This window comes from Mesorhizobium sp. B2-6-1 (assembly GCF_006440475.1).
GTDB lineage: Bacteria > Pseudomonadota > Alphaproteobacteria > Rhizobiales > Rhizobiaceae > Mesorhizobium.
This window is the reverse complement of sequence record NZ_VFUH01000004.1, coordinates 120,702-147,382: the sequence shown is the minus strand read 5'-3', so window position 1 is coordinate 147,382 and position 26,681 is coordinate 120,702. Positions and strand designations below refer to the sequence as shown.

Here is a 26,681-nt window from a genome sequence, read left to right as displayed (position 1 = left end):
GCCCTTCGGGCCACATCTCCTCTTGCCCGGGGGAGAGGAAGAGCCGGTCGCACGCCTGGCGCCTTTCCTATCCCCCGTCGAACCGGGGAGAGATGGTCTGCGAAGCAGACCGGAGTGGGGGTCGACAGCGCCAAGAGGCATCGTCATGACCGCCTCCGACGCCGCCCCCCTCTCCCGCCGCCAATGGTTGCTATCGGAGCGACCGGCCTCACGCATGCAGGCAAGGCTCGGCCGCGCCTATGTCGCGTGGCGGCGTTTCTCCGCCAATCGGCTGGCCTTTCTCGGCCTGCTCATCATCATCGCGCTGCTGGTCATTGCCGCCCTTGCCGGGGTGCTGGCGCCTTATTCGCCGACTTTCGGCGATCTGAAGAATGCGCGCCTGCTGGCGCCAAGCGCTGAGCACTGGTTCGGCACCGACGATCTCGGCCGCGATATACTCTCGCGCATTCTCTACGGTTCGCGCTGGACGCTCTATGTCGTTATCCTGGTCGCCATCATCGCCGCCCCCATCGGCCTCGTGGTCGGCACCGTCGCCGGCTATGCCGGCGGCTGGACCGACGCCATACTGATGCGCATCACCGACATATTCCTCGCTTTCCCCAAGCTGATCCTGGCGCTGGCGTTCGTCGCGGCCCTCGGCCCCGGCATCGAGAACGCGGTGCTCGCCATCGCCATCACCTCCTGGCCGCCCTATGCCCGCATCGCGCGTGCCGAAACGCTGACTGTGCGCAATTCCGATTACATCAAGGCGGTGGAACTGATGGGCGCCTCGCCCTTCCGCATCGTGCTGCGCCACATCATGCCGCTCTGCATCTCCTCGCTGATCATCCGCGTGACGCTCGACATGGCCGGCATCATCCTCACCGCCGCCGGCCTCGGCTTCCTCGGGCTCGGCGCGCAGCCGCCGCTGCCCGAATGGGGCACGATGATCGCTTCGGGCCGCCGCTTCGTGCTCGACCAATGGTGGGTGGCCGGCGCGCCGGGCTTCGCCATCCTGATCGTCAGCCTCGGCTTCAACCTGCTTGGTGACGGCCTGCGCGACGCGCTCGACCCGCGGAGCGGCGACCAATGAACGGCGAAACGAGGACACGGCCGGAACGCGCATTGCTCGAAGTCGACGATCTGCGCGTCACCTTCCCGACGCGCACCGGGCTGATCGAGGCCGTGCGCGGCGTCTCTTTCTCGCTTGGCCGCGAAAGGCTGGGCATTGTCGGCGAGAGCGGCTCGGGCAAGTCGCAGACCGGCCGTGCCATCATGGGGCTGACGCCGCCACAGGCGCGGATATCAGCCAATAAATTGGCCTTCGACGGCATCGACCTGCTCGGCGTCTCGGCGCGCGAGCGCCGCGCGCTGCGGGGCAACCGCATCGCCATGATCCTGCAGGATCCGAAATATTCGCTCGACCCGGTGATGAGCATCGGCCGCCAGATCGTGGAGACGCTGCGCACGCATGAGAAGGTCTCCAAGGCCGAGGCGCGCGAGCGCGCGCTGGCCATGCTGGAAGCGGTGCAGATCCGCGACCCCCGGCGTGTCTTCGACCTGCATCCGCACGAGGTCTCCGGCGGTATGGGCCAGCGCGCCATGATCGCCATGATGCTGATCGCCGGGCCGGAAATGATGATCGCCGACGAACCGACCTCGGCGCTCGACGTCACCGTGCAACTCGACGTGCTCGGCATTCTCGACCGGCTGGTCAGCGAGCGCGGCATGGGGCTGATCTTCATCTCGCACGATCTGCGCCTGGTCTCGTCCTTTTGCGACCGCGTCATCGTCATGTATGCCGGCAAGGTGGTGGAGCAGCTCAAGGCCTCCGAACTCGGTCGCGCCCAGCATCCCTACACGCGCGGCCTGCTCAACTGCATGCCCAAGATCGGCGCCGATCGTCACCCGTTGCCGGTGCTCGACCGCAAGCCGGAGTGGGCGGCATGACATCAGCAATCGCCGTCGACGGGCTGGAGGTCATCTTCGACCGCTTTCGCGCACTGAAGGGCGTCAGCCTGGACGTGCAGCCGGGCGAATCCTTCGGCCTGGTCGGTGAATCCGGCTCCGGCAAATCGACGCTGCTCAGGGCGATCGCCGGCCTTGCGCCGGTCGCTTCGGGCAGCATCACGGTCAACGGCAAGAAGCTCGGCGCGCGCCGCGACAAGGCCTTTTACCGCGAAGTGCAGATGGTGTTCCAGGATCCGTACGGTTCGCTGCACCCGCGCCAGACCATCGACCGCCTGCTGCAGGAGCCGCTCGCCATCCATGGCTTTGCCGACGGCGAAAAGCGCATCCAGCGGGCGCTCGACGAGGTCGGCCTCGGCAACGGCTTCCGCTTCCGCTACTCGCATCAATTGTCGGGCGGCCAGCGCCAGCGCGTGGCGATCGCGCGCGCGCTGATCCTCGAACCGTCGGTCCTGCTGCTCGACGAGCCGACCTCGGCGCTCGATGCCTCGGTGCAGGCCGAGGTGCTCAACCTGCTCGAGGAAGTACGCCGGCGGCGCAAGCTGACCTTCCTGATGGTCAGCCACGACCTCGCCATCATCACCCATATGTGCGAGCGCCTGATGGTGATGCAAAGCGGCGAGGCGGTGGAGAATTTGACGGCGGGTGACTTGGTCGAGCGGCGCGTGACGAAGGATTACACGCGCAATCTCTTGCGGGCCAGCGACGGGTTTGTGAGGGTGTAGCTGAACTTTCAACGCGACGCTGATCGCCCCTTGTCTTCAGGCCCTGCCGCTTTCCGGGATGGCATCATCGGCCGGCGCAGTGCTTTCCTGCCCTCGCTTCGGCTCCTTGATCCTGAACCACGTCACATAAAGCGCCGGCAGGAACAGCAGCGTGATCGCAGTACCCGCGATGATGCCGCCCATCATCGCGTAGGCCATCGGTCCCCAGAACACTTCGCGCGCGATCGGGATCAGCGCCAGGCTCGCGGCGGCGGCCGTCAGCGCGATCGGCCGCATCCGGTGTTCGGTCGCCTCGATAACGGCGGCCCAACGGTCCTTGCCCTCCGCGACAAGGTCCTCGATCTGCACGATCAGGATGACCGAGTTGCGGATCAGGATGCCGATCAGGGCGAGCACGCCGAGGATGGCGACGAAGCCGAGCGGTGCGCCACTCGGCACCAGGGCCGCCACCACGCCGATCAGCCCGAGCGGCGCCACCGCAACGACCAGAAACAGGCGCTGGAAGCTCTGCAGCTGGACCATCAGGATGGCTGCCATCACGAAAAGCATCAGCGGCACGACGGCCGCGATCGGCCCCTGGCTCTTGGCGCTTTCCTCAACGGAGCCGGCGGTCTCGATCGAATAGCCCGGCGGCAGCTTGGCGATGAAGGCATCGACCGAAGGCTTCAATTCGTTGACCACCGTTGCCGGCAGAACGTCGCCGACCAGGCCGGCCCGCACCGTGATGGTCGGGATGCGGTCGCGTCGCCACACCGTCGGCTGTTCGAGCTCGTAGCGGAAGTTGGCCACCGCCGCGAGCGGGATGGCCTCGCCGGTGCTGGTCGGCAGCTGCATGTTCTGCAACGTCTCGATCGAACCGCGTTCGGCCTCGCGCGAGCGCGCCACGACATTGATCAGGTAGGTGGCGTCGCGCACTTGCGTGATGGTGGCGCCGCCGACGGTGCTGTTGAGCGCGCTGGCGATGTCGGAGGAGGTGATGCCGAGCTGCCGCGCCTTGTCCTGCAGCACGTCGACCCTGAGCACGCGCTGCGGCTCGTTCCAGTCGAAGGTCGGCGCGGCGAGCTTGGGATTGGCCGAGATGACGCCGGCGAATTGCTGCGCCAGCGCGCGCACCGTCTGGATGTCGGGCCCGCCGACGCGGTACTGCACGGGGCGGCCGACAGGCGGCCCGAGTTCGAGCAGCTTGACGAAGGCGTCGGTGCCGACGAATTCCTCGCGCAGCAGCTTTTCCAGCGCCGGCTTCACCCGGTTGCGAGCCTCGATGCTTTTGGTGACGATGACCGTCTGGCCGAAATAGGGGTTGGCCGGTTGCACGTCATAGGCGAGCACGAAGCGCACCGCGCCCTGGCCGATATAGGACGAGAAATGGTCGATGTCGGGATTGCCGACCAGCGCCCGCTGCTCGAACCGCTCCATCTGCTCGCGCGTGTCGGCGATCGAGGAATTCTGCGGCAGATTCCAGTCGACGATCAGCTCCGGCCGGTCCGATGGCGGGAAGAACTGCTGCTGCACCAGACCGAAGCCGGCGATCGACCCGGCAAACAACAGCACCGTGGCGATGATGGTCAGCCAGTGATGGCGCACCGAGCCGACAAGGGCACGCCGGAACAGCGAGGTGAAGCGGCCCGGCTGGTCGTGATGCTTCGTCTTCATCGCCGCCGGCAGGATGGTGACGCCGAGCAGCGGCGCGAACAGCACCGCCACGATCCACGACACCAGCAGCGACACGGCGATGACCACGAACAGGGTGAAGGTGTATTCGCCGGCGGCGCTGTTGTTGAGGCCGATCGGAATGAAGCCCGCGACGGTCACCAGCGTGCCGGTCAGCATCGGAAAGGCGGTCGATGTGTAGACATAGGTCGCCGCCTTGCGCAGGCTATCACCGACCTCCAGCCGCGCCACCATCATCTCGACCGCGATCATCGCGTCGTCTACCAGAAGCCCGAGCGCGATGATCAGCGCACCGAGCGAGATGCGCTGGAGCGAGATGCCGAGATAGGACATGACCGTGAAGGTGATGGCCAGCACCAGCGGGATCGACAGCGCGACGACGAAGCCGGCGCGCATGCCGAGGCTGATGAAGGAGACGGCCAGCACGATGGCCACCGCCTCGAACAAAGCGCGCGTAAAGCCCGAGACCGCTTCCTCGACGATGACCGGCTGGTCGGCGACCAGATGCACGCCGACGCCTACCGGCAGGTCTGCCAGCACCTTGTTCATCGCCTCATGCAGCGCCTCGCCGAATTTGAGCAGATTGGCGTTGGGCTTCATGCCGATGGCGAGCCCGATCGCGTCCTGGCCGTTGAAGCGGAACAGTGCCGTTGGCGGATCGACATAGCCGCGCGTGATCGTCGCCACGTCGCTCAGCCGGAAGAAGCGGTCGTTGACGCGAAGATTGATGGCGCGAAGGCTCTCTTCGGAGGTAAACTGGCCGCCGACCCGCACGCTGATGCGTTCCGGGCCGGACTGGATTACGCCGGACGGCGTGATCGCGTTCTGCGCTTGCAGGCTTGCCACGATCGCCTGTTGGTTGAGGCCGAGGGCCGCGATCTGGCGGGTCGAGAATTCAAGGTAGATCGCCTCGTCCTGGGCACCGACCAGGTCCACCTTGCCGGCATTCGGCACGGTCAGGATTTTTGTCCTGACATCCTCGACATAGTCGCGCAGCTGGCGCGGCGTCAGCCCGTCCGACGTAAAGGCGTAGATGTTGCCGTAGACGTCGCCGAAACGGTCGTTGAAGAACGGTCCCTGGACGCCTTGCGGGAACTGCGCCTTGATATCGTTGACCATGTTGCGCACCTGAATCCAGTTCGGCACGACGTCGCGCGCCTTGGTGGTGTCCTTCAGGTTGACGAAGATGACGGTCTGGCCGGCTGTGGTGACGGATTTGGTGTAGTCGAGGCTGTCGAGTTCCTCGAGCTTCTTCTCGATGCGGTCGGTCACCTGCTGCACCGTCTCCTTGACCGAAGCGCCGGGCCAATTGGCCTGGATGATCATGGTCTTGATGGTGAAGGCGGGGTCTTCCTCGCGGCCGAGGTTGAGGTAGGAGAAGATGCCGGCCGCAACGAAGACCAGCATGAAATACCAGACCATCGAGCGGTGGTTGAGCGCCCAGTCGGAGAGGTTGAAGCCCTTCATGAGGCCCCTCCCGCGGGCAGTTTGACCTTCTGACCTTCGGTCAGGCTGTGGACGCCGGCGGTGACGACGCGCATTCCCGCTTCCAGTCCCTGAGCCACCGTGAAGGTTCCGCCGTTCCTGGAGGCAACCTTGATCTCGCGCGTGCTCACGCTCGATGTCTGCGCATCGACGATCCACACCCTGTCGGAGCCGTTCCTCTGGAAGAGCGCCGACAGCGGCAGTTCGATCGTCGGCTCCACCGTGGTCATGCGCGTTGCGGTCACGGTCGAGCCGAGCCGGAAGGCCTGCGGCGGATCGGTAAGCGTCAGCCGCACGCGCCGCGTGCGCGTCGAGCCCTCGGCCTGCGGCGCGATCTCGCGCAGCTTGGCCTCGGTCCGGATCGTCGGCAGCGATTGCAGGATGACCTGGAACGGCGTGCCGGCCGTCAGATCGCCGGTCAACTGGTCTGGAATATCGACCACCGCTTCGCGCGGGTCCGAGCGCGCCACGGTGACGACCGTCTGGCCGGGGGAGACCGTCTGGCCGACCTCGGCGCCGACAGCGGTGACGACGCCGTCGAAATCCGAGAACAGCCTGGCATAGCCGAGCTGCTCCTGCGATTTGGCCAGCGAGGCCTTGGCCCGCTCGACACTGGCCTCGGCCGCCTTCCTCGCCTGCTGCGCGGCATCGAACACGGCTTGCGTGGTGTTGGCGGTGGCAAGCAATTGGCGCTGGCGCTCCTCGCTGGCGGCGGCGTTGGCAAACTGTGCCTCGGCATTGGAGAGCTCGGCCTTGGCCGCCTGGACGGACAGCTCCAAGGCGGTCGGGTCCAGTGCCGCGATCGTCGTGCCCTTGCTGACGATGTCGCCGACATTGACGTCGCGGGACACGACCCGGCCGAGCAGGCGAAAGGCAAGATCGGCGCTGACCTGCGGCTCGACCGATCCGGCGAAGCCGAAGACCTGCGTGGTGCGCGGCTCGACCACCACCGACAGCACCGGCCGGATGATCTCCGGCGGCTTCTCCTCCGATTTCGAGCAGGCGGCGAGCGCGCCAAGCGCGATCACGCCAAGCAGGAGGCGCGGCAGCCGGCTCATCGGCCCGCTCCCGATATCTCGATTTTCTGACCCGCACTGAGCAGCTGTCCGCCCGCGGTGACGACGCTTTGGCCCTCCTCCAATCCCCTGGCGATGACGACGGTGCCGGAATTGAAAGCCAGCACCTCGACCGGTGCCATCGTCACCGTACCGGTCGAGGGATCGACGATCCAGACCGCCGGCTTGCCGGCGCTGGACGTCAATGCCTGCCAGGGCAGCAGGATCGCCTTGGCCGGTTTGGCGCCGACCGAGCCGATGACGGCCGCGCCCAGCGGCATGCCGGCGGGCGTATCGGCAATGCCGACCTTGACCCGGATCGAGCCCGACGCCGGATCGACCGCCGGGGAGATTTCGCGCACCTTGCCCGTTGCCCTGATCTGCGGGTCGGACAGGAGCGTGATCGTCACCGCCGGCGAGGTCGGCGTTCTGGCGACCAACGTCTCCTGGACGTTGAACACCGCGTCGCGGTCGCCGTCCTCGGCGACGGTGAAGACGGTCTGCGCAGCCTGCACCACCTGGCCGGTTTCGACTTGGCGGGCGGTGATGACGCCCGCGGCGCCAGCCTTGAGTTCGGTGAAGGACAGGTTCTGCTTGGCATTGGCGAGCGCGCTCTGCGCCGCGTCGAGGCTGCCTTGCGCCACCTTCAATGCCTGGTCGGCGGCGTCATAGTCGCGCCTGGTGGTGTAACCCTGGGCAAGCAGCGTCTTTTGCCGCTCGAAGGCGGCGGCGGACTGGGTCAACTGCGCTTGCGCCGCGTCGAGATCGGCCTGCGCCGAGCGCAAATCGGATTCCTGCTCCTGCGGGTCGATGCGGGCAAGCACCGCGCCCTTGTCGACATGCTGGCCGACATCGGCAAGCCGTTCGGCGACGCGGCCGCCGACCCGGAACGACAGATTATTCAGCGTGCGCGCCGCGATCACCCCGGTCAGCGCGGTTCTCGGCGCATAGTCGGCCATCGCCACGGTCTCGGTGCGCACCATGATCGGCAGCTTTTTCTCGGCCGCTTCCTGTTTCTGGCAGCCGGCCAAAAGCAGGACGGCCGTGCAAGTGAAAAGCGCTACGCCGATGGAAAAAGTCGAAAAATTGGAAGGTTTGACCGATGGCGGCGAGACGGACGATGTCGCGTTCCTGCTCATGGGTTCCCTCAGCCGCAGGCCGCTCGCCGATCGCGATGCCTCGCGGATCCCGGCACGATAGTCGATCTCCCGGAAAAGGAAACCGGACTCGTACCCGTGTCAGGCATCCGACTCGGGTTTGCAAAGGCCTGACGACGGCCAGTCCCGGCCGGGCAGCTTTTCGTGATAGGAATTTTTTCCTTGACGAGGTGAAGGCAACTATGATAGATATTTGGATATGGTGCTGAGTTGCGCCAGGGACCCGCCGCACAGGCGGGTTTTTCCGTTCAATGATCCTCAACAGCGCGCCGCGAAGGCTCCGAACCCGTTAACGCAGTCCGTTGCCCTGGTACGGATATCGCCGGCTGGTCAGGCGCGATACCTCAGGCCCAATCGCCTGCCGGCGGTGCCGACTTGAGGAAAGCATGAAATAAGCCCAGAAGACATCTTATCAAGCAGAACGGGCGCCGGCCCTATGAGGGACATCATGAAGAACTCAGCCATTTCCGAACGCAAGAGCCAGTCGATCTCGCGCGGTGTCGGTATGACCACGCAGATTTACGCCGACCGGGCCGAGAACTCGGAGATCTGGGATGTCGAGGGCCGCCGCTACATCGATTTCTCCTCCGGCATCGCCGTCGTCAACACCGGCCATCGCCACCCCAAGGTCATCGAGGCGGTCAAGGCGCAGCTCGACCGCTTCACCCACACCTGCCACCAGGTGGTGCCCTATGAGAGCTATGTACGGCTGGCCGAGCGGCTGAACGGCATACTTCCGGGCAAGTTCGAGAAGAAGACGATCTTCGTCACCACCGGCGCCGAGGCGGTCGAGAACGTCATCAAGATCGCCCGCAATGCCACCGGCCGCCAGGCCGTCATCGCCTTTGCCGGCGGCTTCCATGGCCGCACCTTCATGGGCATGGCGCTGACCGGCAAGGTCGTGCCCTACAAGGTCGGCTTCGGCGCCATGCCGGCCGACGTTTTCCACGCTCCTTTCCCGGTGCCGCTGCACGGCGTGTCGGTGGCCGATTCGCTTGCAGCGCTCGATCGCCTGTTCAAGGCCGACGTCGATCCGGCCAGGGTCGCGGCCATCATCGTCGAGCCGGTGCAGGGCGAGGGCGGTTTCTACGAGGCGCCGCGCGATTTCATGACCGCGCTGCGCAAGATCTGCGATCAGCACGGCATCCTGCTCATTGCCGACGAGGTGCAGACCGGCTTTGCCCGCACCGGCAAGATGTTTGCCATGGAGCACCATGAGGTGACCGCCGACATCACCACCATGGCCAAGGGCCTGGCCGGCGGCTTTCCGCTGGCGGCGGTCACCGGCCGCGCCGAGATCATGGATGCGCCTGGCCCCGGCGGGCTGGGCGGAACTTATGGCGGCAGCCCGATCGGCGTTGCCGCCGCGCACGCGGTGCTTGACGTGATCGAGGAAGAGAAACTGTGCGACCGCGCCAACTCGCTCGGCGCCAGGCTGAAGCAGCGTCTGGGCTCGATCCGCGACGACGTCCCCGAAATCGTCGACATCCGTGGCCCCGGTTTCATGAACGCGGTCGAGTTCAACGACGTCAGGAAGGGCTTGCCATCGGCGGAGATGGCCAATGCGGTCAGGCTGAAGGCGCTCGACAAGGGGCTGATCCTGCTCACCTGCGGCGTTCACGGCAACGTCATCCGCTTCCTGGCGCCGCTCACCATCCAGGACGGCATCATGAACGAGGCGCTCGACATTCTGGAAAGCTCGATCCGCGAGGTTCGCGCTGCCTGAAGGGCCGGCGCCCATTTCTCCTGACGGCTTACACTGAGCCCGGTGAACGTGCCGTCAGGAGCTCGGATTCTGTAACCAGGCTGGAATGTCCATCTTGGCGTGCAGCACCCGCCAAACATCGATATGGTCGGTCTGTTCAAGATAAAAAATCAGGTATGGATAGCGCCTGACTTGCACGCTACGCAGACCAGGCAATCCAATTTCGTAGCCATATCTCAGAGAGCCCGATGCCGGATGGCTGGCTAGCAGTTTGTAGGCGTTTTGAAGCTCCTCGATGTAGCCCAATGCCGCGCGCGAACCAGCTTCTCGCGTATAGTAATCGACAGCATCCTCGACATCCCGCAGGGCTAGTTTTCGAGGAATGATCGCCTTTATGGGCACCTACTCTATTGGCCCTGCGCCCGTTTCCGCAGCGCGGCGAAATAATCGTCGTCAACCGGAGCGCCCGGGGCGGACGATGCGCCCTCAAGGAGCAAGCCGCGCAGAAGCTGACGATCTTGATCGCGGCGGATCAATTCACGCACATACTCGCTGCTCGTGCCATAGCCGCGATCGGTCACTTGCTGATCGACAAAATGCTTCAAGCTTTCCGGCAGGGAGATGTTCATGGTGCTCATTCAGGCATTTTATAGCCTATGGCAAAAATTGGCAATCTTAGGCACTGGCCTCGGCTGACTCTTTGTTCTGGAACGCGGCCAGCGCCGCTTTCAATCCGTCCGGCCCCGCTGCCACCGTCTGTGGCGCCGGCGAGAAGCCGGCGCTCAGCATCTTGCGGCCGAGCATGTGGTCGCCGGGGCGGTTGACCGATTCGATGCCGAGCAGCCTGTCTGCGGCATAGTGGTAGATCGAGAACTTGTTGTCGGCGAGATCGCCCAGCACGACATGGCTGTCGCCGCCGGATGTCAGGCCGACCATCTGCAGCTTCATGTCGCCGATGTCGGACCAGAACCAGGGCACGGCCGAATAGGCGTCGGCATGGCCCGTTATGGTGCGCGCGGCAAGCCGCGCCTGGTCGGTGGCGTTCTGTACCGATTCCAGCCGCACGTCGCCGCCGGTGAACCAATGCCGATAGGAGGCGGCGTCGCCGATGGCGAGGATTTCCGGCACCGAGCTACGCATCTGGTTGTCGACGCGAATGCCGTTGGCGATGGTGAGGCCGGCTTCCCCGGCCAGTTCGACATTGGGCACGGCGCCGATGCCGACGACGACCATGCGCGCCGGCAGCCTTTCGCCTGACGAGGTGATCGCGGCCGTGACATGGCCGTTTTCGCCTTCGAGCCTTGCGATCGTGGTGCCGGTTAGAATGTGCACGCCGGTCGCTTCCAGCCGCTGGCGGACATGGCCCGCCACGATCGGCGCCACGGCGCGGCCAAGCAGCCGGTCGACCGCTTCCACGACCGTTACGGTGCGGCCGGCCGCGCGCAGCGTCGCCGCGATCTCCAGCCCGATGAAGCCGCCGCCGAGGATGACGACGTCTTCGCTCCGTGTGCTCAAGTCCCGGATCAGCCGCGCATCGGAAAGCGAGCGCAGCGACACTACACCGGACAGATCCGCGCCGGGCAGCGGCAGCAGGCGCGGGCGCGAGCCGGTGGCGAGGATCAGATGATCGAAGGCAAGTTCGCCGCCGCCTGATATCTCCAAACGGCGACGTCCGGCATCGATGCGGTCGATCCGAACGCCCGGCCGGTAGTCGACGGCGCTGCCGGTGTAAAATGCCTCGCCACGCAAGGGTTGTGGCTTGGCCTCGGCATCCTTGATGAAGGTCTTCGACAGCGGCGGCTTGTGATAGGGCAGCTCGTTCTCGTCGCCGACGAGGATCACCGGCCCGTCATAACCGTCCTCGCGCAGGCTTGCCGCCGCCTGCACGCCCGCATGTCCCGCACCGACAATGACCACGCCGTTCTTCATCGCATTCCGATCCCGAACTTGATTTTAGGATGTCTCGCCACGTGGCAATTGTCTGGCGCCGCCGCAAGGGGGCATTTGCGGGTCGCACCCGGAACGGCGGCTGTCAATCGGACAGTTCGGCGATGAAGTCGGCACACGGGGCAGGCGGCTAAAGTTGACTATTGCAGTTTAGAATAATTCTAAACTGTTGTTTCGATTGAGTTTTCCTGTCGATTTTCGTTGACTTCCATCGGTCCTGAAGCTTTATGGGGCCTCGCGCATCGGCGCATCCCTTTGATGTCTGGGCCTTGAACCCTTTCGATTGGAGGCATTTTGGTGTCTTTCTTCTTCGACCCGCGCGACAGCGCGGCATGCCCCGCGAATGACGGCCTGCACATGGCCTGGCGCCGGTTGTCGCGCGCGCCGTTCACAAAATTCCCGAAAAACTGGAGAGTGATAATGACGGCACGACATGGCAGCAGGCTTGCGGCGATCAGTGCCACGGCGCTGCTGACGGCGGCGGTGTTCGTGCTGCCGGCCAAGGCCGAGAGCGATCCCAAGGCGGTCATCAAGACCTATGCCGACATCGCGCTTGCCAAATACGAGGATTCGCTGACCACCGCGCAGGCGCTCGACAAGGCGGTCGATACCTTGTTGGCCAAGCCTTCGGCCGAGACGCTCAATGCCGCCCGCGAGGCCTGGAAGGCATCGCGCGTTCCCTACCAGCAGACCGAGGTCTACCGCTTCGGCAACAAGATCGTCGACGACTGGGAAGGCAAGGTGAATTCCTGGCCGCTGGACGAAGGCCTGATCGATTATGTCGCCAAGAGCTACGGCACAGAATCCGACGCGAATTCGCTCTACACGGCCAATGTGATCGCCAACAAGGAGATCGAGATCAACGGCAAGAAGGTCGACGCCTCGAAGCTTTCGCCGGAATTCCTCTCCGGCACGCTGCAGGAGGCCGGCGGCGTGGAGGCCAATGTCGCCACCGGCTACCATGGCATCGAGTTCCTGCTCTGGGGTCAGGACCTGCACGGCACCGGACCGGGCGCCGGCGAGCGCCCCTACACCGACTATGATCTCAAGAACTGCACCGGCGGCAATTGCGACCGCCGCGCGGAATATCTGAAGTCAGCCAGCACGCTTTTGGTGTCCGACCTCCAGGAGATGGTCGGCGACTGGAAGGAAGGCGGCGCTGCGCGCAAGAACCTGGTCGACGGCGAGCCGAACGCCGCCATTTCGGCCATCTTTACCGGCATGGGCTCGCTCTCCTACGGCGAACTCGCCGGCGAGCGCATGAAACTCGGCCTGCTGCTGCACGATCCGGAAGAGGAGCATGACTGCTTCTCCGACAACACCTACAATTCCCATCTCTATGACGCCGTCGGCATCCGCGCCGCCTATCACGCCAGCTACACCAGGCTGGACGGCACCGTTATTTCAGGGCCGTCGGTGGCGGACATGGTCAAGGCGGCTGATCCGGCCATCGACAAGGAACTGTCTGACAAGCTCGATGTCACCGTCGCCAAGATGGAGGCGATCAAGGCCCGCGCCGAAGGCGGCGAGGCTTACGACCAGCAGATCGCCGAAGGCAACACCGAGGGCAACGCCACGGTGCAGGCGGCAATCGACGCACTGATCGACCAGACCAAATCGGTCGAACGCGCCGTCGGCGCGCTGAAGCTCAACGCCATAGCCTTTGAGGGTTCAGACAGCCTTGATGCGCCGGACAAGGTGTTCCAGTAAGCGTCGAAGCCTGGAAGCCCGGGCCGAAGTCACAAAGGCTTCGGCGCGGGGAAGATAGAGTCAAGCCACACGGCGCGGAAGGCGCCGTCAGCCATCCGAGCAAGTTTATGCTAATCTGCCATTGCAACATCATCACCGAGAAGGAGATTGAGCAGACGATCGTCGGGCTGCTGGACCAGGATCCCTGGCAGCTCATCGTGCCGGCAAAAGTCTATCACGCCATGCACAAGCGCGGTCGCTGTTGCGGCTGCTTCCCAAATGTGGTCGAAACGATCATTCGGGTCACCGAGAACTACCACGCCCGCTCGCAGGCGAGCGGCGTTGACATCGTTTCACATCTGGATCGCGTCAGAGGCCTGCGCGTCCAATACGGGAGCAGAACCCATGAAAGGCGAACCACAGATCATCGAGCGGCTTAACGAGGCTCTGTTCCTGGAGCTTGGTGCCGTCAATCAGTATTGGGTCCATTTCCGTCTGCTGGAGGACTGGGGATACGCCAAGCTCGCCAAGAAGGAACGCGCCGAATCGATCGAGGAGATGCACCATGCCGACAAGCTCGTGGCCCGGATCATCTTCCTGGAAGGGCACCCCAATCTGCAGTCCGTGGCGCCGCTGCGTATCGGACAGAACGTGAAGGAAGTGCTCGAATCCGACCTTGCCGGCGAGTATGACGCTCGCACCGCCTACAAGCGCTCGCGCGAGGTCTGCAACGAAGCCGGCGACTATGTCAGCATGAAACTGTTCGAGGAACTCTTGGCCGACGAGGAGGGGCACATCGACTTGCTCGAGACGCAGCTCGATCTGCTTGCCTCGATCGGCGAGGAAAAATACGGCCAGCTCAATGCCGCATCGGCGGACGAGGCGGAGTAAGGGCATGCGGGAATGCGGCGCACCCTAGCATTGCTGCGCCGCTGGCGGCGGGCCGAAGGCCTGTCGTCAAACAGAAAACCGGGAAGCGTCGTGCTTTCCGGTTCGGCCGCCATCATTCTTTTGACCTTCGCCACGGGCGGGTCCGGCTCGCAGCAGCCCGCCAATTTCGCCGCCACGCGCACCGACCTCAGCCCGAAGGATCAGGCGCGCGTCACAGCCGTTACCAGGCCGACCAAGGACTTCTCGAAACCCGAGCAGTTCGAATTGATGCAAGGCGGCGCCGGCACATCCAGGAAGGACGTCAACCGCGATTCCTTCTCGCAATCGTCGGCCAACATCACCTTCGAGGAAGAAGGCACCTTCAAGCTGGGCAACGCCCTGTTCCGCAAGAATTGGGTGTCGTCGCCGTCCTCGACGCAGGCTTCCGACGGGCTCGGACCGCTGTTCAACGAACGCGCCTGCCAGAACTGTCATCTGAAGGACGGCCGCGGCCGTCCGCCGCAAGGCACCGGCAGCACGTCGATGTTCCTGCGGCTGGCGCGAGAGGCGAACACCGAGGAGGAGAAGGCTGGGCTTGCCGACCACAGGCTGCTCAACATCCCCGATCCGGTCTACGGTTCGCAGCTGCAGGATCTTGCCGTCCCCGGCCTGCGCGGCGAGGGCCGGATGCGCGTCGACTACAGCGAGGAAAAAGTCGGGCTCGGCGACGGCACCGTGGTTTCACTGCGCAAGCCCACTTACGCGGTCGATGATCCGGCCTACGGCCTGCTCGATCCGCGCACCACGCTGTCGCCGCGTCTGACGCCGCCGATGATCGGGCTCGGCCTCATCGAGCAGATCGCGCCTGCTGATATACTCGCCCATGCCGATCCGAACGACCGGGACGGCGACGGCATTTCCGGCAGGCCGAACATCGTGCGCGACGGCATGAGCGGCGCGCTCACCCTTGGTCGTTTCGGCTGGAAGGCGCAGACCGCGTCAATCCGCCAGCAGGCCGCGGATGCCTTTGCCGGCGACATCGGCATCTCGACGCCGGAGGAGCCCAAACACTGGGGCGACTGCACCGCCGCCGAGAAGGATTGCCTTGCCATGCCGGACGGCGTGCAGGAGCGGCTCGGTCCGGCCGAGGCGCCGGCGCCGGTCATGGACCTCGTCACCTTCTATTCGCAGAACCTGGCCGTGCCGGCGCGCCGCGACCTCGGCGCCCCTGATGTGCTCGCCGGAAAGAAACTCTTCTACGAGATCGGCTGCGTTTCCTGCCACGCGCCGAAATTCGTAACCCGCCGCGACGCGCCCAACAAGGCGCAGGCCTTCCAGCTTATCTGGCCCTATTCCGACTTCCTGCTGCACGACGTGGGCCCCGGCCTTGCCGACGGCCAGGCGGTGGGCGAGGCGACGGGCAACGAATGGCGCACGCCGCCGCTATGGGGCATAGGCCTCACCGAAACGGTCAACGGCAACAATTTTTATCTGCACGATGGCCGCGCCCGCAGCCTGGTCGAGGCGATTCTTTGGCATGGCGGCGAGGGCCAGAAATCGCGCGACCGCTTCGCCGCCGCCGGCGCCGCCGACCGCGAGGCATTGCTCAAATTCCTGGAGTCCCTGTGATGTTGAAGCGTCCCGCGCTGGTAATCCTTCTTCCTCTGGCCCTGCTGGGCGTCAGCCCCGCATCGGCGGCGGTGAAGGCCACCGACGTCATCCAGCGGGCAATCGACGGCTTTGTCCGGCCGGCCTATGCCAGTCTGCACGACCGCGCGGCGGGCTTGAACAAGGCGATGCACGCGCTTTGCGAAAAACCCTCAAAGGGCGATCTCGATGCGGCACGCGCCGAATTCTCGCGCACGGTGGATGCCTGGTCGTCGGCCGAGATCATCGGGTTCGGCCCGATCAAGGAAAACAACCGGCTGGAGCGAATGCTGTTTTGGCCGGATCGCAAAAGCATCGGCCTGAAACAGGTGCAGGCCGCGTTGGCCGCCCAAGACCCGAGCGCCACCGATCCGGCACAGCTTTCCGGCAAGAGCGTCGCCATGCAGGGGCTCGGCGCCTTGGAGTTCGTGCTCTACGGTGACGGCGCCGATGCGCTTGCCGGCAAGAACGATCCCTATCGCTGCGCCTATGGCGCGGCGGTTGCCGGCAACATCGAAACCATGGCCGGCGATGTCGCCGACGCCTGGAACAGGCCGGACGGCTTTGCGGCGCTCTGGGCCAATCCGGGGCCGCAGAATCCGCTCTATCGCGACGGCACGGAAGCGGTGACGGAACTGGTCGGCATCTTCATCAACGAGCTGGACATGGTTCGCGACGTGCGCCTGAAAGGCTTCCTGGGCGGCAAGCCGGAGACGGACAAGCCGAAACAGGCGATCTACTGGCGTTCGCAAAACACCACCAATTCGCTGGCCGGAAACCTTGCCGGCATCGACGGGCTGTTCGAGGCCTCGAAGCTCGGCGATGCGCTGCCGGCCGATGCGCGCTGGATGGCGGAATCGATCCGTATCCAGCTGGTCAACGGCGTCGCCACCGCGAAGTCGGTCCAGGGCCCGATCGACATGGCGCTCGCCGACCCGGCGCTGCGCGCAAAGCTCGAGCATCTCGCGCTGATCACCTCCAGCCTGTCGACCCTGTTCGGCACCAGGCTGACCGCCGAATTCGGCCTGACCGCCGGTTTTTCCTCGCTGGATGGGGACTGAGCGTGAAAACCTCCCTCATTGACCGTCGCGATTTCCTGAGAGCCGCGGGCATCGGTTTTGCCGCCGCGATGGCGCCGCCGGCCTGGGCAAATACGCTTGCCGCCGATGCCGTCTTCGCCACCGCCTTCGTCAAGCGCGACGGCAGCTATGGCGCCGCAATCCTGTCCGAGGCCGGCAAGCTCCTGCACGCGATCGACTTGCCCGACCGCGGCCACGACGTCACCTTCGATCCCATATCGAAGCGCTCAGTGGTGTTCGCCCGCCAGCCCGGCACCTTCGCCGTGGTCTTCGATCACGCCGGGCGCGATGAACCGCTGACCATCGCCAGCATCACCGGCCGGCATTTCTTCGGCCATGGCGTGTTCTCCCCGGACGGCGCCTTGCTTTATGCCACCGAGAACGATTTCGACAACGCGACCGGCGTCGTCGGCGTCTACGACGCGCGGGCGAAATTCAAGCGCCTTGGTGAATTCCCGACCTATGGCATGGGACCCCACGAGCTTCTGCTCCTGGGCGACGGCAGGACGATCGCCGTTGCCAATGGCGGCATCGAGACTCATCCCGATTATGGCCGCGCCGAGCTCAACATCGCCACCATGAAGCCGTCCTATGTGCTCATCGACCGTGTCACCGGCGATCTGGTCGAGAAGCACGAATTGCCGGCGGCGCTGCACCAGCTGTCGATCCGCCACATGGACACCGACCAGACCGGCACCGTCTGGTTCGGCTGCCAGTACAGGGGGCCCGGCACCGACCGTCCGCTGCTGGTCGGCCGCGCCGCGCGCGGCAAGGATTTGCAGCTCCTCGACATGCCGCGGGATGTCCTGTCCGGCTTCCGCAACTATATCGGTTCCGTCGCCGCCAATCCGGCTGCCGGCACCGTCGCCGTCTCTTCGCCGGAAGGCAATTCGCTTGTGGTGATCGAGGCGGCGAGCGGGCGGCTCGTCTCGTCAAGCGCGCTCGTCGAGGTCTGTGGCGTGGCGCCCGACGGGACGGGTTTTATGGCCACCACCGGAGCCGGCGAAATCGTCGAATGCAATGGCGCGACACGGTCCGAACCGGACTATGTCTGGGACAACCACATGCTGCGCATAGCGCCTGCCGCATAGACACCGTTCCCGCTGTGCCGGAACGAAGCCGCTTAAGAAATTATGCGCTATCCCCTTGCGGTGGCGCGCTGTGGCAGGCACAGGGAATTGTTTTTCGAACCGGTCGTTTCATGAAAGTGCTCGCCATCGACTGTGCCGCCAACCTCTGCGCCGCCTGCGTCTATGATGCCGGGGCGAGGCAGGAACTCGGCCGCGCGGTGCTCGATCTCGGCAAGGGCCATGCCGAGCATCTGATGGGCGTCATCGCCGAGGCGCTGAAGGCCGGTGCAACCGCCTATGCCGGTCTTGGCGCCATCGCCGTCTCCGTCGGCCCCGGTTCCTTCACCGGCCTGCGCGTCGGGGTTTCCACGGCGCGCGGCCTGGCGCTGGCGCTCAAGGTGCCTGCAATCGGCGTGACGACGCTCGAGGCGCTGGCAGCCGAGGCGGCACGGGCATTTCCCGGCCGCGCCGTGCTGGCCGCGCTCGATGCCGGACGCGAGGAGATCCATGCCGCTCTCTATGATGAGATGTCGGTTTTGACTTACGGTCCGGCCGTGGTCACACTGGCGGATGCCGTGGCCATGGCGAGCGAGCGGTCTTCGGTGCTCGCCGGAACCGCCGCGACGCGGATCGCGGCATCCGCCGGACGCGCCTTCGACATCGGACCCGAGACGGCGACCGCGGACATTCTCACTTACGCCCGCCTGGCGGTCGCCAAGGGCGACGGCGAGAGGCCGAAACCTCTTTATCTGCGCGGCGCCGACGCCAAGCCGCAGGCCGGGTTCATACTTTCCAGGCAAGGGAAATAATGCGCATACCTTTTCTCCAGTCGCGCCGCCGCGATTACGCGCTCGAACCGCTCAGGACCACCGACAGTCCGGCGGTCTCGCTCCTGCACCGCGAGGACTTCGTCCGCCCCTGGACCGATGGCGAGTTCGCGGCCTTGCTCGAACAGGACACCGTGTTCGGCTATGCCGCGCGCGAAACCGGGCACGGCGCCAAGCCGCCGGTCGGCTTCGTGCTGGCCCGGCTGGCGGCCGGCGAAGGCGAGATCCTGACCGTTGCAGTGGCGCGGTCGCATCGCCGCCAGGGGCTGGGCTGGCAGTTGATGGACGCGGTGCTGCGCGAACTGCACGCGCAACGCGCCGAAGCGCTCTTCCTCGAGGTCGACGAGACCAATGTCGCCGCGATCGCCCTCTACAGGCGTCTCGGATTCCGCGAGGTCGGCAAGCGCCCCAACTATTACAGGTCGCCCGAGCATGGACCGACCGGCGCGCTTGTCATGCGCCGCGATCTTCGCTAGCCAGGTTTTCGGGGTGGAGCGATGATCGGAAAAATCAGGGTTTTCCTGGCGATAGGGCTGGTCGTCGCCGGTTCGCTGATCCTGGTGCCTTTGCAGGTCCTGTCGATGAAGACCGGCTGGTGGCCGGAAACCTTCATCCTCAAGATCTGGCACAGGCTGATCGTCAGGGCGCTCGGCATGCGCATCCATGTCAACGGCACGATGTCCGACCGCCGCCCCTTGTTGATTGCCTCAAATCACATCTCCTGGACCGACATCATGGTGCTGGGTTCTTTTGCCGATGTGAAGTTCATCGCCAGGGCCGACATGGAAGGCTGGCCGCTGATCGGCATGCTGTCGAAGCTGCAGCGCACCGTCTTCATCGAGCGTGAGCGCAAGCGCTCGTCCGGCGACCAGGCGAGCGAGATCGCCAACCGCATGGCCAAGGGCGATGCCATGGTGCTGTTTGCCGAGGGCTCGACGGGCGACGGCAACGTCGTCCTGCCCTTCAAGAGCACGCTGTTCGGTGCCGCCTCGATGGCGATTTCGGAGGGCGCGGCGGAGCAGGTCTTCATCCAGCCGGTAGCGATCGCCTATACCCGGTTGCATGGCGTGCCGCTCGGCCGCCGGCACCGGCCGATCGCGGCGTGGATCGGCGACGAGGACCTGATGCCGCATCTCAAAGTGCTGATGGCGGAAGGCGCGCTCGATGTCGAGGTGCATTTCGGCGAACCGATTGCCTTCGCCAAGGGGTCGAACCGGAAGGAAACGGCCAAGCTGATGGAAAGCCGCGTGCGCGAAATGATGCAGGCGGCACTGGCCGCGCCGCGCCCGAGCCGCTGAATCCCGAAGGCCCCCAGGCAGAATCGTCTGTTTTTTGTCGCGGAAAGGCGTTAGAAGCCGCCGGATGGACTTGAACACGGTTGAAAGCGACGACATCGGGACTGCGGCTGGAGAGCAGGCAGTAATTTCCGCGGCGGCGAAAAAGGTCTTCGTCAAGACTTATGGCTGCCAGATGAACGTCTATGATTCACAGCGCATGACAGATGCGCTGGCCGCCGACGGCTACACGGCGACGCAGACCATCGGCGAAGCCGACCTGGTGCTGCTAAACACCTGCCATATCAGGGAAAAAGCGGCTGAAAAGGTCTATTCCGAGCTCGGTCGCATTCGCGAGATGAAGGCCGAACGCGCCGCCGCCGGCCGCGAATTGCTAATCGGCGTCGCCGGTTGCGTGGCGCAGGCCGAAGGGGCCGAGATCATCCGCCGCTCGCCCGCCGTGGACCTGGTCATCGGCCCGCAGACCTATCACCGGCTGCCGGACGTACTGGCCAGGGTGCGCGGCGGCGAGAAGATCGTCGAGACCGACTACGCCATCGAGGACAAGTTCGAGCACTTGCCGCAGCCGAAGCGCGCCGAGGTGATCAAGCGCGGCGTCACCGCCTTTCTCACCGTCCAGGAGGGCTGCGACAAGTTCTGTACCTTCTGCGTCGTGCCCTACACCAGGGGGGCCGAAGTGTCGCGGCCGGTGGCACAGATCGTCGCCGAAGCCGAGCGCCTGGCCGAAGCCGGGGTGCGTGAGGTGACGCTGCTTGGCCAGAACGTCAATGCCTGGCATGGACAAGGCGAAAACGGCGAGGAATGGGGCCTTGGCCGCCTTCTGTTCAGGCTGGCCGAAATTCCCGGGCTGGCGCGCCTGCGCTACACCACGAGCCACCCGCGCGACATGGACGACGAGCTGATAGCGGCCCATCGCGACCTGCCGGCACTGATGCCGTATCTGCATCTGCCGGTGCAATCCGGGTCCGACCGCATCCTGAAGGCGATGAACCGCAGGCACACGGCGGTTGATTATCTGGCGCTGCTCGACCGCATCCGCGCCGTGCGGCCCGATATCGCGCTGTCGGGCGATTTCATCGTCGGTTTCCCCGGCGAGACCGAGACGGATTTCGAGGCGACGATGGAGCTGGTGCGCCAGGTGAACTACGCCTCGGCCTTTTCGTTCAAATATTCGCCGCGCCCCGGCACGCCGGGCGCCGAGATGGCCGGCCATGTGCCGGAAGCGGTCAAGGACGAGCGTTTGCAGCGGCTCCAGGCGCTGCTTTTGAAGCAGCAGCAGGATTTCGGCTTGAGTCTCGTCGGCCGCACCATAGATACGCTGATCGAGAAGCCAGGTCGCCAGGCCGGCCAGAAGGTCGGACGCTCACCTTGGCTTCAGCCCGTTATTGTTGATGAAAAGGCCGGCGAAATCGGTGACATTATCCAGGTGCGAATCACGAAGACGGGTTACAATAGCCTGTTCGCCGAATTGGTCTGATGACCTCGGCAGATGAGGAGAGACGGTTGAGCGCAGCGGAGCTGAAGAACCTGCCCCCGGTACCGGCATCTGGGGCTTCTGACATGGCGCACATCGTACTGACTTTCGACAACAACAAGCTTGCCAGCGCCCTCTACGGCCAGTTCGACGAGAACCTCGCCCGGCTCGAGCAGAAACTGGGCGTCGACATCCGCTCGCGCGGCAACCAGCTGACCATCAAGGGGTCGGCTTCCGCCGCCGAGCAGGCCCGCCGCGCGTTGGACAACCTCTACGGCATCCTCCAGAAGGGGGTGGATATCGGCCAGTCCGATGTCGACGGCGCCGTGCGCATGGCGGTCGCCGCCGATGACCAGCTCACGCTGCCGACGCTGGAGCGCAAGGGCAAGGTTTCGGCCGCCCAGATATCGACGCGCAAGAAGACGATCTACGCCCGCTCGCTCACGCAGGACGCGTATATGCGGGCGCTGGAGCGCTCGGAACTGGTGTTCGGCATCGGCCCGGCCGGTACCGGCAAGACCTACCTGGCGGTGGCGCATGCGGCGATGCTGCTCGAACGCGGCATGGTCGAGCGCATCGTGCTGTCGCGGCCTGCCGTCGAGGCCGGCGAGCGGCTGGGCTTCCTGCCGGGCGACATGAAGGAGAAGGTCGATCCCTACCTGCGGCCGCTCTACGACGCGCTCTATGACATGATGCCGGCCGACAAGGTCGAACGCGCCATCGCCGCCGAGGTGATCGAGATCGCACCGCTCGCCTTCATGCGCGGCCGCACGCTGGCGCATGCCGCCGTCATTCTCGACGAGGCGCAGAACACCACGCCGATGCAGATGAAGATGTTCCTGACCCGTCTGGGCGAGAATTCGCGCATGATCGTCACCGGCGACCCAACGCAGATCGATTTGCCGCAGAACACCAAGTCCGGCCTTGTCGAGGCGCTCCGGATCCTCGACGGTGTGACCGGCATGGTGACGGTCCGCTTCAATGAAGGCGACGTCGTCAGGCATCCGCTGGTCGCCGAGATCGTCAAGGCCTACGACCGGGACGGCAAGCTAGCCCGCGGCCTGGGGACCGAAGGCTGATTTGATCGAGCGACCTCATGGTTGAGCCCGAAACGCCGAACGGGCCGGCTCCGCCGCTGCCCGTCGACATTGATCTGACGGTCGAGGCTGGGCATTGGCCGGACGAAGCCGAGCTTGTCCGGCTGGTCGGCGCCGCCGCCGCCGCGGCATTCGCCGAGACGGGTGCGGCTGGCCGTTCCGAACTCAGCGTCGTTTTTTCCGACGATGCCCATGTCCAGGCGCTCAACGCCGGCTGGCGCGGCAAGGACAAGCCGACCAACGTCTTGTCTTTTCCGGCATTTCCTTTCCCCAAGGGCGGTCCGCTGCCGCCGATGCTCGGCGATATCGTACTGGCCGCGGAGACGGTGGCGCGCGAGGCGGCACTGGAAGACAAGCCGCTGGAGAACCATATTTCCCATCTCGTCATCCACGGCCTGCTGCATCTCATGGGCCATGATCACGAGACCGATGCCGAGGCCGAGGAGATGGAGGCCGTCGAGCGCGCCGCGCTCGCCAGACTTGCCATTCCCGATCCCTACGCGTAACTACAAAACACCAATTGACGGACGAAGATGAACGACAAACCTGAAACTGCCGTCCGCCCCGACGCCGGCAGTGCGACCAAGGCTTCCGATACGTCGGAAGAGGGATCAAGTCCGAGTACCATTACCCCTGGCGTTGCCAACACCGGCAGCGCTGCCAGTGAGCCGTCGCCTGCCGGGCCTTCCCTGTTCAACCGCGTTCTGGGCCTGTTCAGGCAACGCAACGGAACCAGCCTGCGCGAGGAGATCGCCGGCGCGCTCGCCGAGACGACGAGCGATGTCGAATCCTTTTCGCCGGGCGAACGCGCCATGCTCAACAACATCCTGCGGCTGCGCGAGGTGCGCGTCGAGGACGTCATGGTGCCGCGCGCCGACATCGAGGCGGTCGAGATCACGACCACGCTTGGCGATCTGCTTGGCATGTTCGAGCAGTCCGGCCATTCCCGCATGCCGGTCTATGCCGAGACGCTCGACGACCCGCGCGGCATGGTCCATATCCGCGACGTGCTGGCCCATATCACCAAGATTGCGCGCGTCAGGAAAGGCCGGGCGACCAGGAAGACACCCGCCGCCACGGTTCTCGACCTCACCCAGGTCGACCTCTCGCGCACCATAGGCGAACTGAACCTGATCCGGCCGGTGCTGTTCGTGCCCCCGTCCATGCTGGCCTCCGATCTGATGGGCCGCATGCAGACGACCCGCACGCAGATGGCGCTGGTCATCGACGAGTATGGCGGCACCGACGGGCTCGTCTCGCTCGAGGATATCGTCGAGATGGTGGTCGGCGACATCGAGGACGAGCACGACGACGACGAGCCGATGATCACCCAGACCGGTGAAGGCGTGTTCGTCGTCGACGGCAAGGCCGAGATCGACGAGGTTGCCAAGATGATCGGCGGGGATTTCGCCGCCGGCGAACATGGCGAGTATGTCGACACCATCGGCGGCATGATCTTCAACACGCTTGGCCGGGTGCCGGCGCGCGGCGAGGTGGTGCAGGCCATCCCTGGCTTCGAGTTCCATGTGCTCGACGCCGATCCGCGCCGCGTCAAGCGCGTGCGCATCGTGCAGAACCAGAAGGGCGAACGTCGCCGCCGCGCCGCGGCGCGCACCGAGCAGGCTTAAGCGCCTGCGGATGACCGAAGACCCCTTCAGGCACGCCGCCTTGGGATCCGGCGTGTTCTACAGGGATCCGCGGGCCGCGCTGGATTGGCTGGAGGCAGCTTTCGGCTTCGAGCGCAGCATGGTGGTCAGCGATGCCGACGGCAAGCTCGTCCATTCCGAGATGCGGTTCGGCGACTGCTACATCATTGTCGATTCCGAATGGAGCGACTACGTCGCCAGCCCGGCCTCGGTCTCGGGCAAGAACACGCAGTCGGTCTATGTCAGGCTGAAAGACGGCATTGATGCACATTGCGAGCAGGCGCGGACGGCGGGTGCCGGTATAATCCAGGAGCCGGCGGACCAGTTCTACGGCGAGCGCCAGTATCGGGCGCGCGATCCCGAGGGCCATGTCTGGACCTTCACCCAGACCATCCGCTCCGTTCCGCTGGAAGAGGCCGAACGGCTCGGCGACGTGCGCATAGAAGGGTGGCACCGCTGATCCATGTCGCCCTAAGTAACTTCGGTTTTGGGAGGAGGACATGCACAAAAACAAAGACCTAAGGCGCGTCGTCTGATCAGTTCAAACGCGATGCGCTCCAGCAGTGGTGAGTGGGTTTCACGGCAGACCACCCGAAGTTTGGAGCGCAGGCCGCGGCCTGATAAATCTGCTGCCGTGATTCGCACGACTCGGAACAATGCATGAACCGCCTGGCCGGCCGGATAATTCTGTTTTGGGGTTGGCGGCGTGCGCTCGTGGCGTTCCTCGCGGGCGCCCTGGCGGTGCTCGGCCAGGCGCCGTACGATTTCTTTGCCGCTTGTTTCATTTCGTTTCCGCTGCTGGTCTGGCTGCTCGACGGGGCGACCGGTGAGGCCTCGGGCAGCCTGTTTGCGCGGCTGCGGCCGGCCTTTGCCGTCGGCTGGTGGTTCGGCTTCGGCTATTTCCTCGCCGGCCTGTGGTGGATCGGCTCGGCCCTGCTTGTAGAGGCCGACAGTTTCGCCTGGGCGCTGCCCTTCGCGGTGGTCGGCATCCCCTTTGCATTGGCCTTCTTCTACGGCTTTGCGGCCATGGTCGCCCGGCTCCTGTGGAGCAACGACATCGGCCGCATCGCGGCCCTGGCCGCCGCCTTCGGGCTGGCCGAGTGGCTGCGCGGCTTCCTGTTCACCGGCTTTCCCTGGAACGCGATCGGCTACGCGGCGATGCCGGTGCCCCTGCTGATGCAGAGCGTCTCGGTCACCGGGATGGTCGGCATGAACGTGCTCGCCGTGTTCGTCTTCTCGCTGCCGGCGCTGCTGGCGGCGCGCACGCATCTTCGTCTTGGCGTCGCGCTGCTTGTCGTGCTCGTCGCCGCTCATGCCGGCTTCGGCTATCTCAGGCTCAACGCTCCGGCCGCGCCTGAGGCCCGCACGATCGATGTGCGCATCGTCCAGCCGGCCGTCGACCTTTCGGAAAAGTGGGACGCCTCGGTGCGCGACCGTATCTTCGCCACCTTGATAGGCCTGTCGGCCAAGGCGCCGGACCCCGGCCATGAAAAGCCGCAACTGATCCTGTGGCCCGAAACCTCGGTCCCGTTCCTCCTCACCGAGCGGCCGGACGCTTTGACCGCACTGGGCGACATGCTGGACGCCGGCCAGATGCTGATCGCCGGCGTCGTGCGCGAGGAAGGCGGTGCGGCGGCCGGTGCCGGCAGCCGCTACTACAACTCCGTGGTGGCGATCAACGACAAGGGCGAAATCGCTGACGCCGTCGACAAGGTCCATCTGGTGCCGTTCGGCGAATACCTGCCTTTCGCCGACCTGCTCGATCGTTTCGGCATCGAACAACTGGTCGCTGGCCCGGTGACCTTCACGGCAGGCAATGAGCGGCATGCGATCACGCTGCCGGATGGCGTCCGCGCCTTGCCCTTCATCTGTTACGAAGTGATCTTTCCCGAACTGGTGGCGGTTGACGCAACGTCAGCGCAGCTTATTGTCAACGTTACCAACGATGCGTGGTTCGGCGATACGCCGGGTCCCTATCAGCATTTCAGGCAGGCTCAGATTCGCGCGGTGGAGAACGGGTTGCCCTTGTTGCGTGCGGCCAACAACGGCATCTCGGCGGTTGTCGACCCACGGGGGCGCATCGTCGATGCGCTGGCGATCGACGCGCGCGGGGCCATCGACGTCCGTGTGCCAATCTCGCAGCAAGCTGTCGTGTCCGCCGGCCAGCTGCGCATTAACGGAATGCTGATCATGTTGCTGTTTGCCCTGGCTGCCGTCCTGTTCAATGTAAGGCAAAGGCTACGGGTGAATTGACAGTCGACACATTAGAAACTCATACTGTAACGCCTGAAAATT

Annotated in this window: 25 protein-coding genes; 19 read left to right on the top strand and 6 right to left on the bottom strand. The window is 65.0% G+C overall.

The features are described from left to right. The first annotated feature begins 145 nt into the window (after positions 1-145). The 3 genes from nikC to FJ443_RS11085 are packed head-to-tail and all read left to right on the top strand — an operon-like array spanning position 146 to position 2,672. Positions 146-1,072, top strand: a complete 927-nt coding sequence (nikC, locus tag FJ443_RS11095; RefSeq protein ID WP_140664002.1) for a nickel transporter permease — start codon at positions 146-148, stop codon at positions 1,070-1,072. Next, positions 1,069-1,929: an ABC transporter ATP-binding protein gene (locus FJ443_RS11090; protein ID WP_140663999.1), complete on the top strand. Its 861-nt coding sequence runs from the start codon at positions 1,069-1,071 to the stop codon at positions 1,927-1,929. Before nikC ends, FJ443_RS11090 begins: the two co-directional genes overlap by 4 nt. Next, on the top strand, positions 1,926-2,672 hold the full coding sequence (locus tag FJ443_RS11085) for an ABC transporter ATP-binding protein (RefSeq protein WP_140663997.1): 747 nt from the start codon (positions 1,926-1,928) through the stop codon (positions 2,670-2,672). Before FJ443_RS11090 ends, FJ443_RS11085 begins: the two co-directional genes overlap by 4 nt. 36 nt (positions 2,673-2,708) lie before the next feature. Here the strand turns inward: FJ443_RS11085 and FJ443_RS11080 are convergent, their stop codons facing one another. The 3 genes from FJ443_RS11080 to FJ443_RS11070 are packed head-to-tail and all read right to left on the bottom strand — an operon-like array spanning position 2,709 to position 8,022. Next, entirely contained in the window at positions 2,709-5,810 is a 3,102-nt protein-coding gene (locus FJ443_RS11080) for an efflux RND transporter permease subunit (RefSeq protein WP_140663995.1), read from the bottom strand. Further along, entirely contained in the window at positions 5,807-6,886 is a 1,080-nt protein-coding gene (locus tag FJ443_RS11075) for an efflux RND transporter periplasmic adaptor subunit (RefSeq protein WP_140523837.1), read from the bottom strand. The genes FJ443_RS11080 and FJ443_RS11075 overlap by 4 nt, the downstream gene beginning before the upstream one ends. After that, entirely contained in the window at positions 6,883-8,022 is a 1,140-nt protein-coding gene (locus tag FJ443_RS11070) for an efflux RND transporter periplasmic adaptor subunit (protein WP_140663992.1), read from the bottom strand. Before FJ443_RS11070 ends, FJ443_RS11075 begins: the two co-directional genes overlap by 4 nt. Positions 8,023-8,488: 466 nt before the next feature. On the opposite strand from FJ443_RS11070, the gene FJ443_RS11065 reads away from it, so the two are divergent. Then, positions 8,489-9,766 (top strand): 4-aminobutyrate--2-oxoglutarate transaminase, encoded by a 1,278-nt coding sequence (locus FJ443_RS11065; RefSeq protein ID WP_140496838.1) that lies wholly within the window; start codon positions 8,489-8,491, stop codon positions 9,764-9,766. 54 nt (positions 9,767-9,820) lie between these two features. Here the strand turns inward: FJ443_RS11065 and FJ443_RS11060 are convergent, their stop codons facing one another. The 3 genes from FJ443_RS11060 to FJ443_RS11050 are packed head-to-tail and all read right to left on the bottom strand — an operon-like array spanning position 9,821 to position 11,674. Then, positions 9,821-10,141 carry a type II toxin-antitoxin system RelE/ParE family toxin gene (locus FJ443_RS11060; protein WP_181167355.1) on the bottom strand — a complete coding sequence of 107 codons (321 nt, stop codon included), beginning with the start codon at positions 10,139-10,141 and terminating at the stop codon, positions 9,821-9,823. Between the two features lie 11 nt (positions 10,142-10,152). Beyond that, positions 10,153-10,383 (bottom strand): type II toxin-antitoxin system ParD family antitoxin, encoded by a 231-nt coding sequence (locus FJ443_RS11055; RefSeq protein WP_140496834.1) that lies wholly within the window; start codon positions 10,381-10,383, stop codon positions 10,153-10,155. Between the two features lie 37 nt (positions 10,384-10,420). Beyond that, positions 10,421-11,674, bottom strand: a complete 1,254-nt coding sequence (locus FJ443_RS11050; RefSeq protein WP_140663989.1) for an FAD-dependent oxidoreductase — start codon at positions 11,672-11,674, stop codon at positions 10,421-10,423. Positions 11,675-12,112: 438 nt separating this feature from the next. On the opposite strand from FJ443_RS11050, the gene FJ443_RS11045 reads away from it, so the two are divergent. From FJ443_RS11045 to lnt, 15 genes are all read left to right on the top strand, one after another. Then, positions 12,113-13,402, top strand: coding sequence for an imelysin family protein (locus FJ443_RS11045; RefSeq protein WP_140663987.1), 1,290 nt, complete (start codon positions 12,113-12,115; stop codon positions 13,400-13,402). A gap of 107 nt (positions 13,403-13,509) precedes the next feature. After that, on the top strand, positions 13,510-13,821 hold the full coding sequence (locus tag FJ443_RS11040; protein WP_140523850.1) for a (2Fe-2S)-binding protein: 312 nt from the start codon (positions 13,510-13,512) through the stop codon (positions 13,819-13,821). Next, positions 13,787-14,272 carry a bacterioferritin gene (bfr, locus tag FJ443_RS11035; RefSeq protein WP_140663984.1) on the top strand — a complete coding sequence of 162 codons (486 nt, stop codon included), beginning with the start codon at positions 13,787-13,789 and terminating at the stop codon, positions 14,270-14,272. The genes FJ443_RS11040 and bfr overlap by 35 nt, the downstream gene beginning before the upstream one ends. Before the next feature lie 12 nt (positions 14,273-14,284). Next, the gene (locus FJ443_RS11030) at positions 14,285-15,880 is read left to right on the top strand and encodes a di-heme oxidoredictase family protein (protein ID WP_140663981.1); all 1,596 of its coding nucleotides are present in this window, start codon (positions 14,285-14,287) and stop codon (positions 15,878-15,880) included. Beyond that, positions 15,880-16,959: an imelysin family protein gene (locus FJ443_RS11025; RefSeq protein ID WP_140663978.1), complete on the top strand. Its 1,080-nt coding sequence runs from the start codon at positions 15,880-15,882 to the stop codon at positions 16,957-16,959. The genes FJ443_RS11030 and FJ443_RS11025 overlap by 1 nt, the downstream gene beginning before the upstream one ends. A gap of 2 nt (positions 16,960-16,961) precedes the next feature. Then, positions 16,962-18,068 carry a DUF1513 domain-containing protein gene (locus FJ443_RS11020; RefSeq protein ID WP_140663975.1) on the top strand — a complete coding sequence of 369 codons (1,107 nt, stop codon included), beginning with the start codon at positions 16,962-16,964 and terminating at the stop codon, positions 18,066-18,068. Between the two features lie 110 nt (positions 18,069-18,178). Continuing rightward, positions 18,179-18,856, top strand: coding sequence for a tRNA (adenosine(37)-N6)-threonylcarbamoyltransferase complex dimerization subunit type 1 TsaB (tsaB, locus tag FJ443_RS11015; RefSeq protein ID WP_140559679.1), 678 nt, complete (start codon positions 18,179-18,181; stop codon positions 18,854-18,856). Next, positions 18,856-19,350: a ribosomal protein S18-alanine N-acetyltransferase gene (rimI, locus tag FJ443_RS11010; protein WP_140559678.1), complete on the top strand. Its 495-nt coding sequence runs from the start codon at positions 18,856-18,858 to the stop codon at positions 19,348-19,350. The genes tsaB and rimI overlap by 1 nt, the downstream gene beginning before the upstream one ends. A gap of 21 nt (positions 19,351-19,371) precedes the next feature. Then, the gene (locus FJ443_RS11005) at positions 19,372-20,172 is read left to right on the top strand and encodes a lysophospholipid acyltransferase family protein (RefSeq protein ID WP_140559677.1); all 801 of its coding nucleotides are present in this window, start codon (positions 19,372-19,374) and stop codon (positions 20,170-20,172) included. Positions 20,173-20,236: 64 nt separating this feature from the next. Beyond that, complete coding sequence (miaB, locus tag FJ443_RS11000) at positions 20,237-21,646, top strand: tRNA (N6-isopentenyl adenosine(37)-C2)-methylthiotransferase MiaB (RefSeq protein WP_140559676.1); 1,410 nt, start codon at positions 20,237-20,239, stop codon at positions 21,644-21,646. Positions 21,647-21,729: 83 nt separating this feature from the next. Then, positions 21,730-22,722 (top strand): PhoH family protein, encoded by a 993-nt coding sequence (locus FJ443_RS10995; RefSeq protein ID WP_224518987.1) that lies wholly within the window; start codon positions 21,730-21,732, stop codon positions 22,720-22,722. Positions 22,723-22,739: 17 nt separating this feature from the next. After that, positions 22,740-23,246 (top strand): rRNA maturation RNase YbeY, encoded by a 507-nt coding sequence (gene ybeY / locus FJ443_RS10990; protein WP_140559675.1) that lies wholly within the window; start codon positions 22,740-22,742, stop codon positions 23,244-23,246. Between the two features lie 27 nt (positions 23,247-23,273). Continuing rightward, entirely contained in the window at positions 23,274-24,368 is a 1,095-nt protein-coding gene (locus FJ443_RS10985; protein WP_140496806.1) for a hemolysin family protein, read from the top strand. Between the two features lie 10 nt (positions 24,369-24,378). After that, positions 24,379-24,846, top strand: coding sequence for a VOC family protein (locus FJ443_RS10980; protein ID WP_140559674.1), 468 nt, complete (start codon positions 24,379-24,381; stop codon positions 24,844-24,846). 200 nt (positions 24,847-25,046) lie between these two features. Continuing rightward, positions 25,047-26,639 carry an apolipoprotein N-acyltransferase gene (gene lnt, locus FJ443_RS10975; protein ID WP_140559673.1) on the top strand — a complete coding sequence of 531 codons (1,593 nt, stop codon included), beginning with the start codon at positions 25,047-25,049 and terminating at the stop codon, positions 26,637-26,639. The last annotated feature ends 42 nt before the right edge of the window (positions 26,640-26,681 follow it).

Excerpts from the sequence above, each read along its gene's own strand:
- nikC (WP_140664002.1), top strand. The coding sequence starts at position 146 with ATGACCGCCTCCGACGCCGCCCCCCTCTCCCGCCGCCAATGGTTGCTA.
- FJ443_RS11090 (WP_140663999.1), top strand. The coding sequence starts at position 1,069 with ATGAACGGCGAAACGAGGACACGGCCGGAACGCGCATTGCTCGAAGTC.
- FJ443_RS11085 (WP_140663997.1), top strand. The coding sequence starts at position 1,926 with ATGACATCAGCAATCGCCGTCGACGGGCTGGAGGTCATCTTCGACCGC.
- FJ443_RS11080 (WP_140663995.1), bottom strand. The coding sequence starts at position 5,810 with ATGAAGGGCTTCAACCTCTCCGACTGGGCGCTCAACCACCGCTCGATG.
- FJ443_RS11075 (WP_140523837.1), bottom strand. The coding sequence starts at position 6,886 with ATGAGCCGGCTGCCGCGCCTCCTGCTTGGCGTGATCGCGCTTGGCGCG.
- FJ443_RS11070 (WP_140663992.1), bottom strand. The coding sequence starts at position 8,022 with ATGAGCAGGAACGCGACATCGTCCGTCTCGCCGCCATCGGTCAAACCT.
- FJ443_RS11065 (WP_140496838.1), top strand. The coding sequence starts at position 8,489 with ATGAAGAACTCAGCCATTTCCGAACGCAAGAGCCAGTCGATCTCGCGC.
- FJ443_RS11055 (WP_140496834.1), bottom strand. The coding sequence starts at position 10,383 with ATGAGCACCATGAACATCTCCCTGCCGGAAAGCTTGAAGCATTTTGTC.
- FJ443_RS11050 (WP_140663989.1), bottom strand. The coding sequence starts at position 11,674 with ATGAAGAACGGCGTGGTCATTGTCGGTGCGGGACATGCGGGCGTGCAG.
- FJ443_RS11045 (WP_140663987.1), top strand. The coding sequence starts at position 12,113 with ATGACGGCACGACATGGCAGCAGGCTTGCGGCGATCAGTGCCACGGCG.
- FJ443_RS11040 (WP_140523850.1), top strand. The coding sequence starts at position 13,510 with ATGCTAATCTGCCATTGCAACATCATCACCGAGAAGGAGATTGAGCAG.
- bfr (WP_140663984.1), top strand. The coding sequence starts at position 13,787 with ATGAAAGGCGAACCACAGATCATCGAGCGGCTTAACGAGGCTCTGTTC.
- FJ443_RS11030 (WP_140663981.1), top strand. The coding sequence starts at position 14,285 with ATGCGGCGCACCCTAGCATTGCTGCGCCGCTGGCGGCGGGCCGAAGGC.
- FJ443_RS11025 (WP_140663978.1), top strand. The coding sequence starts at position 15,880 with ATGTTGAAGCGTCCCGCGCTGGTAATCCTTCTTCCTCTGGCCCTGCTG.
- tsaB (WP_140559679.1), top strand. The coding sequence starts at position 18,179 with ATGAAAGTGCTCGCCATCGACTGTGCCGCCAACCTCTGCGCCGCCTGC.
- rimI (WP_140559678.1), top strand. The coding sequence starts at position 18,856 with ATGCGCATACCTTTTCTCCAGTCGCGCCGCCGCGATTACGCGCTCGAA.
- FJ443_RS11005 (WP_140559677.1), top strand. The coding sequence starts at position 19,372 with ATGATCGGAAAAATCAGGGTTTTCCTGGCGATAGGGCTGGTCGTCGCC.
- miaB (WP_140559676.1), top strand. The coding sequence starts at position 20,237 with ATGGACTTGAACACGGTTGAAAGCGACGACATCGGGACTGCGGCTGGA.
- FJ443_RS10995 (WP_224518987.1), top strand. The coding sequence starts at position 21,730 with ATGGCGCACATCGTACTGACTTTCGACAACAACAAGCTTGCCAGCGCC.
- ybeY (WP_140559675.1), top strand. The coding sequence starts at position 22,740 with ATGGTTGAGCCCGAAACGCCGAACGGGCCGGCTCCGCCGCTGCCCGTC.
- FJ443_RS10985 (WP_140496806.1), top strand. The coding sequence starts at position 23,274 with ATGAACGACAAACCTGAAACTGCCGTCCGCCCCGACGCCGGCAGTGCG.
- FJ443_RS10980 (WP_140559674.1), top strand. The coding sequence starts at position 24,379 with ATGACCGAAGACCCCTTCAGGCACGCCGCCTTGGGATCCGGCGTGTTC.
- lnt (WP_140559673.1), top strand. The coding sequence starts at position 25,047 with ATGAACCGCCTGGCCGGCCGGATAATTCTGTTTTGGGGTTGGCGGCGT.